Annotated in this window: 13 protein-coding genes; 8 read left to right on the top strand and 5 right to left on the bottom strand. The window is 43.5% G+C overall.

Annotated elements, in window-relative coordinates:
• The 4 genes from RCH62_RS01470 to RCH62_RS01485 all read left to right on the top strand — a co-directional run.
• A partial coding sequence (locus tag RCH62_RS01470) for a valine--tRNA ligase (protein WP_306474461.1) occupies positions 1-2495 on the top strand: 2495 nt, incomplete at its 5' end.
• 42 nt (positions 2496-2537) lie between these two features.
• Positions 2538-3362 carry a hypothetical protein gene (locus tag RCH62_RS01475; RefSeq protein ID WP_219075029.1) on the top strand — a complete coding sequence of 275 codons (825 nt, stop codon included), beginning with the start codon at positions 2538-2540 and terminating at the stop codon, positions 3360-3362.
• Positions 3363-3531: 169 nt separating this feature from the next.
• Positions 3532-4752 carry a DNA cytosine methyltransferase gene (locus RCH62_RS01480; protein WP_306474462.1) on the top strand — a complete coding sequence of 407 codons (1221 nt, stop codon included), beginning with the start codon at positions 3532-3534 and terminating at the stop codon, positions 4750-4752.
• 77 nt (positions 4753-4829) lie between these two features.
• Positions 4830-6419, top strand: coding sequence for a hypothetical protein (locus RCH62_RS01485; RefSeq protein ID WP_219075031.1), 1590 nt, complete (start codon positions 4830-4832; stop codon positions 6417-6419).
• Positions 6420-6439: 20 nt separating this feature from the next.
• Here RCH62_RS01485 and RCH62_RS01490 read toward each other — a convergent pair whose 3' ends face one another.
• The 4 genes from RCH62_RS01490 to RCH62_RS01505 are packed head-to-tail and all read right to left on the bottom strand — an operon-like array spanning position 6440 to position 9186.
• Positions 6440-6745 (bottom strand): DUF5960 family protein, encoded by a 306-nt coding sequence (locus tag RCH62_RS01490; protein ID WP_219075032.1) that lies wholly within the window; start codon positions 6743-6745, stop codon positions 6440-6442.
• A complete protein-coding gene (locus RCH62_RS01495; protein WP_219075033.1) occupies positions 6726-7097 on the bottom strand; it encodes a hypothetical protein in 372 nt (123 codons plus the stop codon). The genes RCH62_RS01490 and RCH62_RS01495 overlap by 20 nt, the downstream gene beginning before the upstream one ends.
• Positions 7094-8506, bottom strand: coding sequence for a Y-family DNA polymerase (locus RCH62_RS01500; RefSeq protein ID WP_219075034.1), 1413 nt, complete (start codon positions 8504-8506; stop codon positions 7094-7096). The genes RCH62_RS01495 and RCH62_RS01500 overlap by 4 nt, the downstream gene beginning before the upstream one ends.
• A gap of 2 nt (positions 8507-8508) precedes the next feature.
• Positions 8509-9186 (bottom strand): XRE family transcriptional regulator, encoded by a 678-nt coding sequence (locus RCH62_RS01505; RefSeq protein WP_135781846.1) that lies wholly within the window; start codon positions 9184-9186, stop codon positions 8509-8511.
• 182 nt (positions 9187-9368) lie between these two features.
• Here RCH62_RS01505 and rsmD point away from each other — a divergent pair, with 182 nt between their 5' ends.
• The 3 genes from rsmD to RCH62_RS01520 are packed head-to-tail and all read left to right on the top strand — an operon-like array spanning position 9369 to position 11483.
• On the top strand, positions 9369-9908 hold the full coding sequence (gene rsmD, locus RCH62_RS01510; protein ID WP_219075035.1) for a 16S rRNA (guanine(966)-N(2))-methyltransferase RsmD: 540 nt from the start codon (positions 9369-9371) through the stop codon (positions 9906-9908).
• A complete protein-coding gene (gene coaD, locus RCH62_RS01515) occupies positions 9898-10371 on the top strand; it encodes a pantetheine-phosphate adenylyltransferase (RefSeq protein ID WP_219075036.1) in 474 nt (157 codons plus the stop codon). The genes rsmD and coaD overlap by 11 nt, the downstream gene beginning before the upstream one ends.
• A gap of 5 nt (positions 10372-10376) precedes the next feature.
• Positions 10377-11483, top strand: coding sequence for a SepM family pheromone-processing serine protease (locus RCH62_RS01520; RefSeq protein WP_257573065.1), 1107 nt, complete (start codon positions 10377-10379; stop codon positions 11481-11483).
• Here the strand turns inward: RCH62_RS01520 and RCH62_RS01525 are convergent.
• The gene (locus RCH62_RS01525) at positions 11458-11727 is read right to left on the bottom strand and encodes a hypothetical protein (protein WP_306474479.1); all 270 of its coding nucleotides are present in this window, start codon (positions 11725-11727) and stop codon (positions 11458-11460) included. The genes RCH62_RS01520 and RCH62_RS01525 overlap by 26 nt on opposite strands.
• 69 nt (positions 11728-11796) lie before the next feature.
• On the opposite strand from RCH62_RS01525, the gene ccdA2 reads away from it, so the two are divergent.
• Complete coding sequence (ccdA2, locus tag RCH62_RS01530; protein WP_219075037.1) at positions 11797-12507, top strand: thiol-disulfide oxidoreductase-associated membrane protein CcdA2; 711 nt, start codon at positions 11797-11799, stop codon at positions 12505-12507.
• Positions 12508-12519: the final 12 nt, after the last annotated feature.

The following is a 12519-nucleotide window of genomic DNA, read 5'->3' on the forward strand; positions in this document are numbered from 1 at the left end:
ACCTTGGTCACGCTTGGGATACAACTTTGCAAGATATCATCATCCGTCAAAAACGCATGCAAGGTTTCGATACCCTTTGGCTTCCAGGGATGGACCACGCGGGGATTGCGACTCAGGCTAAGGTTGAAGAGCGCTTGCGTGGTGAGGGCATCAGTCGTTACGACCTGGGTCGTGAGAAATTCCTTGAGAAAGTCTGGGAATGGAAAGACGAATATGCCACTACTATCAAGGAACAATGGGGCAAGATGGGTCTCTCTGTAGACTACTCTCGTGAGCGTTTCACTCTTGATGAAGGTCTGTCAAAAGCTGTTCGCAAGGTCTTCGTGGACCTTTACAAAAAAGGCTGGATCTACCGTGGTGAGTTTATCATCAACTGGGACCCAGCAGCTCGCACAGCCCTTTCTGATATCGAGGTGATTCACAAGGATGTCGAAGGTGCCTTCTACCACATGAACTACATGCTGGAAGACGGCTCACGCGCCCTTGAAGTTGCGACAACTCGCCCTGAGACCATGTTTGGGGATGTTGCAGTTGCGGTCAATCCAGAAGACCCACGTTACAAGGATTTGATCGGTAAAAACGTCGTCCTTCCAATCGCTAATAAACTCATCCCAATCGTTGGAGATGAGCACGCGGATCCTGAGTTTGGTACTGGTGTCGTGAAAATCACACCTGCCCACGATCCTAACGACTTCTTAGTTGGTCAACGCCATAACTTGCCACAAGTCAACGTTATGAATGACGATGGAACTATGAATGAGCTTGCCTTTGAATTTGCGGGCATGGACCGTTTTGAAGCTCGTAAGGCAGTCGTTGCCAAGTTGGAAGAAATCGGTGCCCTCGTTAAAATCGAAAAACGTGTCCACAGTGTTGGTCACTCAGAGCGTACAGGTGTAGTGGTTGAGCCACGCTTGTCTACGCAATGGTTCGTCAAGATGGACCAATTGGCTAAGAACGCCATCGCCAACCAAGACACAGAGGACAAGGTTGAATTCTACCCACCTCGTTTCAACGATACCTTCCTCCAATGGATGGAAAATGTCCACGACTGGGTAATCTCACGTCAGCTCTGGTGGGGCCACCAAATCCCTGCTTGGTACAATGCTGAGGGTGAAATGTATGTCGGCGAAGAAGCTCCAGAAGGCGACGGATGGACTCAGGACGAAGACGTCTTGGACACTTGGTTCAGCTCTGCCCTTTGGCCATTCTCAACTATGGGCTGGCCTGATGTGGACTCAGAAGACTTCAAACGTTACTTCCCAACTTCAACCTTGGTAACCGGTTATGACATCATCTTCTTTTGGGTGTCTCGTATGATCTTCCAATCTTTGGAATTCACTGGCCGTCAGCCATTCCAAAACGTTCTGATCCACGGTCTTATTCGTGACGAGCAAGGACGCAAGATGTCGAAATCTCTCGGAAACGGGATTGACCCGATGGATGTCATCGAGAAATATGGTGCCGATGCCCTTCGTTGGTTCCTTTCAAACGGTTCTGCACCAGGACAAGACGTGCGCTTCTCTTATGAAAAAATGGATGCTTCTTGGAACTTCATTAACAAGATCTGGAACATCTCTCGCTACATCCTCATGAACAATGAAGGCTTGACCCTTGAGCAAGCAACGGCTAATGTCGAAAAAGTGGTCAACAAGGAAGCTGGAAATGTCACTGACCGCTGGATTCTCCATAACCTCAATGAAACGATCGGCAAAGTCACTGAAAACTTTGATAAGTTTGAATTTGGTGTCGCTGGACACATCCTCTACAACTTCATCTGGGATGAATTTGCGGACTGGTACGTTGAGTTGACCAAGGAAGTCCTTTACAGCGACAACGAAGAAGAGAAAGTCATCACACGTTCTGTTCTCCTTTACACTTTGGACAAAATCCTTCGTCTTCTCCACCCAATCATGCCATTCGTGACAGAGGAAATCTTTGGGCAAATCTCAGAAGGTTCTATCGTAACCGCAGAATACCCAACTGTCAACTCAGCCTTTGAAGACCTTGCTGCCCACACTGGTGTAGAAAGTCTCAAAGACTTGATCCGTGCCGTTCGGAATGCGCGTGCGGAAGTAAACGTAGCACCAAGTAAGCCAATTACGATTCTTGTTAAGACAAGCGATAGTGACTTGGAAGCCTTCTTTAACAGCAATGTCAACTACATCAAACGCTTCACAAATCCAGAACACTTGGAAATCGCTTCAACCATCCCTGCACCTGAACTCGCAATGTCAAGCGTCATCACAGGAGCAGAAATCTACTTGCCACTGGCAGACCTCCTCAATGTCGAAGAAGAACTGGCTCGTCTCGACAAGGAACTGGCTAAATGGCGAAAAGAACTGGATATGGTCGGTAAGAAGCTCTCTAACGAACGCTTCGTAGCCAATGCCAAACCAGAAGTCGTCCAAAAAGAACGCGACAAACAAGCCGACTACCAAGCTAAGTACGATGCGACCATCGCACGTATTGATGAGATGAAGAAACTCGTGCAATAAAGTTGATAACATATATTTTTTAGAAAGAGAAGAAAGATTTAAATGGATTTTAAAAATATAGTAGAAATATTGGCCGGTTTTATTACATACGTGATACCTGTTTTATCTTTTTTATGGCAAATAAAAAGTGATTCTTCTGATAAAAAACAAATAGAGTCTATTGTGACTAATTATAATAACCAAAACAATTCAAATTTTGACTTTAAGGATATAAATATTCAAAATGGTTACATTGAAGTTAATAACCCACAGAATATAAATATAGAACTAAGAAATGAACTTGATAAATTTGAGAAGGACAGATTAGAAGACAAAAAATTTTTATCGAACAATCTATACCTAGTATCTTTTTTGATTATTTTCTTTGTTTTTATTTTCAATTTGATTATTAAAGATTGGAGTGATCTCAAAAAAATATCTTCGGTTTGGGAAACGAATATAATTAAAGATAATCTAATTTTATCGTTTGATTCAACTTTGAAGCAAGTGTTATTAATGGCCTTAATCTATATTATTTTAGTAGTTATTAAGTACTTACTAGATAAGCAAAGTCTCATCAAAACTTTAGGGTTTATATTAGCTTTTGTTATATACTTATTTACTTATTTAGAGATTAAGGATGGTTTTATACAGCTTTTTAAATATCCTATTATTTTATCTGATTTCTCAATGTTTATTTCATTGCTTATAGCATTAATTATTCTGTTCTTTTTATTCTTTAGTCTGAAAACTCTAATTGAAAGATTATTCAATTTGATTTTAGTATATAAATCCAAAATAAAAACAACACTTATTAACACCATTTCTTCTATAAGCGTAGTTATTGCTCCAATCTTTATTCTTGTTATCAAATTTATATTTAAATAATAATTACCAATTATTTTGGTGTAATATATACTAATGTTTACAATAATGATAAATAAAGGATTGAAAATATAATATTAGCTTTAATTGATGAAAAGAATAGGTTTTCTATTATTATACTATCCTTCGTATTTTTATAGAAAAATCAACAATTTAGAAAGCAGGTTACTACATGACAAATTCTGTAAGTTCGAACCGACCTGAGAAGTACAACATTGCAGCTTTCTTCTCAGGTGTTGGGGGAATTGAGTTGGGATTTGAACAGACCAACGAGTTCAGAGTGGTGTATGCCAATGAGTTTGATAAGTATGCACGTCAGACTTATCAGTTAAACTATCCAGATACCTATTTGGATGGTCGTGATATTCATGCTGTTCAGCCAGAGGATATTCCAGCTGAGCGCGTGGATGTGATTATGGGAGGCTTCCCTTGTCAGGCCTTTAGTATTGCGGGTTACCGCAAGGGCTTTGATGATGATCGTGGCGATCTTTTCTTTGAGTTACTTCGTATGATTGAGGGATGCAAACCTCGTGCCATCTTCATCGAAAACGTTAAGAACATGGTCGGTCATGATCATGGGAATACCTTCAAGGTTATTCGTGAAGCCTTGACCGAGAACAACTACTTCATCAAGTGGAAGGTTCTCAACGGGAAAGACTATGGAAATATCCCGCAAAACCGTGAGCGGATCTACATTGTTGGTTTTGACACTAAGGAAGCTTATGACTTATTTGAATTCCCAGAGGAAATCAAACTAACAACGACCTTGGCTGATGTCATTGATTTTGGTGCCAAGCCTGATGAGGCCTACTATTATCGAGAAGGGAAACAAAATTTCTACGACCAGTTGAAGTTTGAAGTGACTAGTCAAGATACGGTTTACCAATGGCGTCGTCAGTATGTCCGTGAAAACAAAAACGGTGTAGTCCCTACCTTGACAGCCAATATGGGAACAGGTGGACACAATGTTCCATTGATCTTGACAGACAGTGGCGAGATTCGGAAGTTAACTCCCAAAGAAACCTTTAATGTTCAAGGCTATCCGAAATCCTTTAAAATCCCTGAAGGGGTTTCCAATGGTCAGCTCTACAAACAGGCTGGAAATAGTGTGGTTGTCCCTGTGATTAAACGCATTGCAGAGCGGATTGCTTTTGCCCTTAATGAGAGCAATGGGCCGTCTCAACTGGATCGTTCAGGAAAATTTGCGATTATCTATACCAAGATGAATGGTCAGTTTGAAGGCCAGTCATATGTGAAAGATTTTGTCTCCACTTATGAGGAAGCAGAGAAGAAGATTGCCTCCTATGAGGACGGTCTTGCCATTTTATCTGATAAAGATTATTTCAGATTGGTAAAAAAACGTGGAAATTTAGAGTTTTATAGCATTATTTAACGAATTATATAAGTAAGGGGACTAGTGAAAAACTAGTCTTCTTTTGATATACTTAAATAAGAAGTGAGGATTGATTTATGTGGGAACACCTAAAACAAGAACAAAAAGAGAAATACAAGACTCTCATTACCAACTTTGCTAGTCTGAGTGAGGCCTTTTCTCAGAAAGCAGAAAACGAGGATTCTGATGATCGAGAAAGTTATGTTGCTCCGATTGTCAATTCAAAATTCCAAGAGACTGTTTTTCAAAAGGCTTTTCATGCTGTCGGTGAGGATATTGCCAATACCTCTTATGATGCTTCGCTTGTCGTTGATGAGCAGCATAAGTATTTGGTTGGGATTAAATCCTTTGGTTTGGATTCAGGGGATCAAAAGATTGCTCAGTTCAAGAAAGATTCACAGTCTTGGAATGAGCTATTGAGTGAAATTCGATTTCATGCTGAGATTTCACCGGACAAGGAGACAGCTGATAAAGAAAATCAAGCTCGTTATGAAAAACTGGCCCGTGAGATTGCGACCTTGCGAAATCAACGGATTGAATCTTCAAAAGCCCTCATAAAAGGATTTCATTCTGATTCTAGCCATGTGGAAGCAGTTTATCATGTTTTGATGCCGACTTCCAAAGGACACAAGCCTCAGATCCATGTAGGAGAGACAACTTATCTGCCTGTTGACCTAGACCATCTCAAGATTCTGGGCTCTACGACTAAGAACAATCCAACGAATTTCCGTTTTACAGATGGCCAGCATGATTACAAATACACGGCTGCAGATAGTCAGCTCCATATGACCTTTAGGAATAAGGAGATTGTGGTTGATACCTGGGATGTGAATTATGTCGAAGATCCCTTCTATCTTTTTGAACACCTTCATTTATTGACCTCGGAAAAAAGTGATTCGGAGATTCTTGAGACGGTGTCGTGGGTGATCACAGATCAGCACGGAAATGTAGAAGAAAATTCTGGCTTTAATGCTTTTAATGGTGGTTCAAAGTTAGCCAAAAAAGATCGCTTGCCACGGATTTTAAAGATTCAGGATAAATTTAAAGATAGTCTGGCTCCAGAAGAACTAGCTTTTGTAACCTTCTCTTTGGAAGAAATCCTCTTGAAAAAATGGTCTACCAAGGAAGAAAAAGCTCAGATGAAGTCCATTCGTGAGGACTTGATTCGCTTTGTACACGAGACAGGGAACGAAAAACTCATTAAAGAAATTGAACAGCTGGTGTATCGTCCGGTTAGTGAAGTGTATATCCCTCTTCCAGACTCCAAACATTTCCATGAGGAGCGTCCAGACTTTTTTGGTAAAGGGATAGGTAGATTTGAGCCAGGTACTAGTAAACTTGCGCTCCCAAAAGAGGAACGGACATTTAAGCTGCGATTTTTATCATCAGGTGATGTGATTACTGCCTATATCAACCAAGAAGCTGGGAAGGCGATTCAATCAACTGATAAGCAAGAAATCCTTGGTAATTGGATTCTTCGTGGGGTCTTTCAGTTAAAAGACCGAGAGATCTTAACGGGTAAGAAATTGTCTCAGCTAGAAATCAATGGTATCCGTCTTTCCAAATTCAAAAACGGTGAAATCGGCATTGACTTCATCTGGATCGATGTGGACAATCCTCCTGCAGACGCGATTGGTTGGGTTGCGAAATCCTCTTCATCTAGGTGATAAAAGAACCTCCTAGTTTTCTAGGAGGTTGCTTTGTATTCTGTGGAGAGGCTGTGGCCTAGGTAGGTATAAATCCGTGTCAGTGGAGATTGGGGATGGGTAGAGACGCGAAAATGAAAGTAGTGGTCACGATGATCGCGACTCTGAGTGTGGTGGAGTCTGAAATAGTTGCGCTGGCCTGTCGACATGGAACGGAGCAGGTCATCTTCTAAAAAGACCAAGGGGGTCGCAGTCGTTGCCAAGCGGTAAAAATCATGCTCGAACTGCTGGTAATTGTCTGAAAAATAATCGAATTGGAGTTCGTGTTTATTCAGGGCTGGTTTCATAGCTAGAATCTCCTGGTTCAATAGAAAAAATAGTCGAAAGAAGGAGAGAGTGGTAGTGCTGGCCATTTTTAATGAGGACCTCGGAAGGGCTTAAGCTATAGACCTGGCCGTAGTAGACGGCGACTTGATTATCTTGGAGGCTAGAGAGGGAGAGGTAGGTCTTTTGCTGATAAGCCTGCTCGAGAAGGCAACGGATGTCTTCACTTGAGAGGAGGCGAAGCTCTTCTAGGGAGAGGTGGTTTGTTTGTAAGGCCGTCGAATGCTCAGAGAGGAAGAAGCCAGTCCACTTAGCCATGCCCCGATCTTGAAAGTCACGTGCCGACTGATAGGGGAGATAAGAACGATCAATCATGCTAAGCCATCTAAACCTCCTGCAGAGTGGCCTCCGGTCAGCTTGCTTCGAGCCAGAGCGCGTGAATTTTCTAATAGGGCAGATCCCTTCTGTAGAGAAGCAAAGCCAAAGCGGTCACGGATGTGGTCAATGGTCTCTTGGAGAGCCTCTTCTCTTTGGGTTTGCTCAGGGTCATCAAATAGGGAAATCAGCTGAAAGCTCTCCTCTACGAGCTTCCCGTAAAAGACTCCGATCTGCCGGATGGCTCCTCCCTGGTAGTGGGAACGAAAGAGTTGGATGACTTCCTTGCCTAATTGAGCGGTAGAGTTGGTCGGCTCAATCTTTTGCTGGCAGTGGATGGAAGGGAGCTGTTCCTGTTTGGAGTAGCTGGCGTGGATGGAGACCAATTGGGTCTTTTTCTTTTCCCGACGTAAGCGGATAGCGACCTGCTCGGCCATCTCCCGAAAAACTAATTCAATATCGCTTTGGCGGTGGTAGTCACGGGGAAGGATTTGCGAATTTCCTAGACCGTGAGACTTTGGTCGATAGGGGCGATGGACATTGCTTTCGTCAATCCCATGGGCATGGAACCAGAGCTGAACGCCCATGACTCCAAATTCTTTTTTGAGCTGGTCTGGATTGGCCTGGGCCAGTTCATAGATGGAGTGAATGCCTAGCTTGTTCAGGCGTTTTTCTGTTCGATGGCCAATTCCCCAGAAATCAGTTAGTTTTTTTATCTGCCAGACACGGCTGGGGACGTCTTCGTAAGACCAGTTAGCCCGCATGGTTTTCTGATGTTTGGCTTCGTTGTCTAGAGCCAGTTTGGCCAGGAGCGGATTGGCATTGCTCATCCCGACAGTAGCATAGATCCCAGTTTGCTGCCAAATGCGCTTTTGGATCCGAGCAGAAAGGAGATCTAGCTTGGAGCGTCGGTCTAGCTGAGGATCAGGAATAAAGTAGTTGAGAGAGCTGGTCAAATCGATAAATCCCTCATCGATAGAATAGGGGTAGATATCATCTGGAGCCGCAAATTCTTGAAAGACTTGTTGGATTTCCATGTTGACCTGGATATAGGCATTCATGCGAGGGGGCACGATAAAGGTGCGCTTGGCCCAACTTTCGATGTAGTGGACAAAGGCTGGATCTGTAGGTAGGCCTTGCTTACGGGCCAGGTAGTAATTGAATTTCCTAGTTTTGAGATCAAAGGGCAGATCGTAGCTACGCCCGACATTTTTCTTTCCAAAGACCTGCTTAAAAACGGGGGAACTGGCTAAGATGAGGCCAGCAGAATTGTCGCTCCGACTCATGACACAAAGAGAAGTCGTCAAGGGATTGAGGCCGAGGCGGACGCATTCACAACTGGCATAGAAACTTTTCATATCCACAAAAGCAATATCAGACCTTGGCTCACGTGAATAATCAAAAAGCATGTCTAGACCTCCAGAGGGAGGAAGTGGCCAACCACGATACCAACGATTTTTGGTTCATCTTCGTAGGGTGCAAAGAGGTCATCATAGGCTGGGTTGATAGACTCTAGGCGGAGGCCCTCCTCTTCCCGATAGACTTTTTTGATATAGGTCTTTCCGTTCCACATAAGGGCGTAGACCGCTCCATCATAGTCAAATCCTGTCTGTTTCATCAAGGCAACGGAACCGTTTGGATAGCTTGGTTCCATAGAATCTCCAGAGACCCAAGAGGCAAAGTCGTGTTGGATCTCTTGGTCGAAATAAACGGTCTCGTAGTCGGTCTCATTGTCATAAAAGGTATGACCATGTCCGGCAGCCAAGTCGATAGAGAGGACACGGTAAGGGACCAAAGAGACCACTTTTTCTTGCTCTGCTAAGAGTTGGCTAGCCAAGAGATCGACCTTTTTTTGATGGGGCGGGGTTAATAAAGGGTAGGTGAAAAGCGCTGAGCTCTTGTCGACAAAGTAGTCCTCTTTAACGGAGAGGCGCTTGGCCAACCTCCTGAGATTTTTATCGTGTGGCTCTGCTAAGCCATTCTCCCAACTAGAGTAGGTCTTACGACTAATCTCTAAGGATTCGTAGACCTGGGCTTGGGTTAGGCCCAGCTCCAGTCGCCGGTCTTTTAATTTTTTTGCATCAAACATCTGCATTCTCCTATGTAATGTTTTAAAAGTTACATATAGTATAGCAAAAATAAATTCGGACTTCAAGAGAAAAGTGAGAGGATTTTTCTTTGGTAACGAAAGGGATTTGCTTCAGCAGATATCAGATTGGGGAGGGTGGGTGTTTTTGTATCTTTTATCCAAATTTTGATATAATAATCTCTATGAAGATTGTATCAGGTACCTATGGAGGGCGTCCTCTTAAGACGCTCGAAGGAAAGACAACGAGGCCCACTTCAGATAAAGTGAGAGGGGCTATGTTTAATATGATCGGTCCTTATTTTGATGGGGGGCGGGTCTTGGATCTATATGCTGGCTCAGGCGGCTTGTCCATCGAAGCGGTATCTCGAGGGATGGAGCAGGCTGTCTTGGTCGAGAAAGACCGCAGAGCCCAAGGGATTATTGCCAGCAATATCCAAATGACCAAGGAAAGCCACAAGTTTCAATTGCTGAAGATGGAGGCTCACCAAGCACTCAGTCAATTGCAGGGGATCTTTGACCTTGTTTTCTTAGATCCTCCCTATGCCAAGGAGCAGATCGTAGCCGATATTGAAACCTTGGCTGAACGAGACTTGCTGGGAGAAGAGGTCATGGTCGTCTGTGAGACGGACAAGGCAGTAGACTTGCCTGAGGAGATTGCTTGTCTAGGAATCTGGAAAGAAAAAATCTACGGAATTAGTAAGGTAACGGTTTATGTCAGATAAAATCGGGTTATTTACAGGTTCATTTGACCCAATGACCTTGGGACACTTGGATTTGATAGAACGGGCTAGTCGCTTGTTTGATTGCTTGTATGTAGGCATCTTCTTTAATCATGAGAAGAAGGGCTATTTTACCATTGAGCAAAGGGAAGCTATTGTGACAGAGGCAGTAGCTCATTTACCAAATGTAAGAGTCATCACCTCAGAGGCAGAGTTGGCTGTAGAAGTGGCTAGACGGTATGGAGTGACGAGCTTGGTTCGAGGCTTGCGAAATAGCCAAGACTTTCTCTATGAAAGCAATATGGACTACTTCAATCACCAGCTGGCTCCAGAGCTTGAGACCATCTATCTCTGTGCCCAGCCCCAGTACCAGGCCTTGAGCTCGACGAGAATTCGCGAGTTGCTGACCTTCCAGCAAGATGTCAGTGCCTATGTCCCAGATAGTGTTATAAAGGAGATGAAATAAAAGGAATGAATGAATTTGAGAAACAAAGGGCTCAGCTACCAGAAAGCCCATTTGAACCTGTGCGCAAAAAAGATAGTGTATGGAGAACCTATCGTTGGCCGATTATTGGGACCTTGCTTTTGATTTTGGCCTTGCTAGCTTTCTTTGTTCCCCTGCCCTACTATTTGGAAATGCCAGGGAGTTCAGAAGATATTCGCCAAGTGATGCGCGTCAACCAGAAAAATGATGAAGCATCTGGTTCGTATGATTTTGTCACTGTTGCCGTCAAGCAAGCGACCTTCTCGGATATAGTCTATGCCTGGGTGACTCCTTTTACAGATATCCACTCTGAACAAGAAATGACTGGTGGCAGTTCCAGTGAGGAATTTTTCCGGATTAATCAATTTTATATGGAGACCTCTCAAAATACTGCCAAATACCAAGGATTAAAAACTGCTGGAAAAGAGACAGAGATGGAATTCTTAGGTGTTTATGTCATGCAAGTAGCAGAAGACTCTACCTTTAAAGGCGTTCTAAATATTGCGGACACGGTTACGGCTGTGAATGACAAAACCTTCAAGAGCTCAAAAGAGCTCATCGAGTATGTTGGTTCCCAAAAAATTGGGGACAAGGTCTCAGTGACCTACACAGAAGATGGTCAGACCAAGACAGCTGAAGGAAAGATTATTAAGTTGGTCAATGGCAAGAATGGGATTGGGATTAGCTTGATTGACCGGACAGAAGTGAAGAGTGACGTGCCGATTGAGTTTGCGACAGCTGGCATCGGTGGTCCAAGTGCCGGGATGATGTTTAGTTTGTCCATCTATACCCAAGTAGCGGATCCAGACCTTCGTCAGGGACGCCATATCGCGGGGACAGGGACCATTAACCATGATGGTACTGTCGGAGACATCGGTGGAGTGGATAAAAAAGTCGTGGCGGCAGATCGCGCTGGTGCTGAAATCTTCTTTGCCCCTGATAATCCGGTGACAGAGGAAGTTAAAAAGAACAATCCTCATGCCAAGAGCAACTACGATGAAGCGGTAGAAACAGCTAAAAAAATTAAGACCAAGATGAAAATTGTCCCTGTCAAAACCTTGCAGGATGCTATTGATTATTTGAAAAAGAATTAAAGTAGCTTGCTCGAAAAGAGAGTGGGACAGAAATCGGTAATTCGTAAGAATTCGATTTCGTCGTCCCACCTCCGCACAGTTGAGTAGGGCTGTAAAAGCTGATGAAATCAGCGTAGTAGAGCCCACTCAACCACTGCGTCTTGCTCGACAATCCAAAGACAATATCGAGGCTAGGATTTTTGTCCCAGCCTCGATGTTGGTAGATAGGGATATTCATCTCCCAATTAAATTCGAGTTTTTGCATATCAATCTCTCTATTTTTAGAGAGATTTTTTCTTTATACTAGTGTCAGAAAGTAAGGGAGGTAGTTGAAATGATTGAAAATAGCTTATTTTCCATTTCAGTATTCTTAGCGGGGATTCTATCTTTTTTCTCTCCGTGTATTTTACCGTTGATGCCAGTCTATGTAGGGATTTTATTAGATTCTGAGCATGAAAAAACGGTGCGTATTTTTGGAAGAGATATTTCTTGGTATGGTTTGGTCAAGACCCTCTGTTTTATTGCTGGTCTATCAACCGTATTTCTCATCCTAGGTTATGGTGCGGGTGCCCTGGGTCAGGTACTCTACGCTCCCTGGTTCCGTTACCTACTAGGAGGGATTGTCATCTTATTGGGAATCCATCAGATGGGCCTCATCAATCTTCAGCAACTCCAAAAACAAAAGAGTATCCAACTGAAGAAGGACGAAAAACGCAACGAATTCTTCAATGCCTTTCTAATTGGAGTGACCTTTAGTTTTGGCTGGACTCCTTGTGTCGGACCTGTACTGAGCTCCGTTTTAGCGATTGCGGCTTCTGGAGGAAATGGTGCTCTACAAGGAGCGCTCTTAATGCTGGTTTACACCTTGGGCTTAGCTCTTCCCTTCCTACTATTGGCCCTGGCTTCAGGCTGGGTCTTGCAACGCTTTGCCAAACTCAAGCCTCATATGGGGACCTTGAAAAAAATCGGTGGTGCTCTCATCGTCTTGATGGGCATCTTGCTCATGCTGGGCAATCTCAACAGCCTAGCATCCCTGTTTCACTAATCTTGAATGATT

The sequence above is a fragment of the Streptococcus sp. genome, from assembly GCF_030825805.1.
In the GTDB taxonomy this organism is placed as follows: domain Bacteria; phylum Bacillota; class Bacilli; order Lactobacillales; family Streptococcaceae; genus Streptococcus.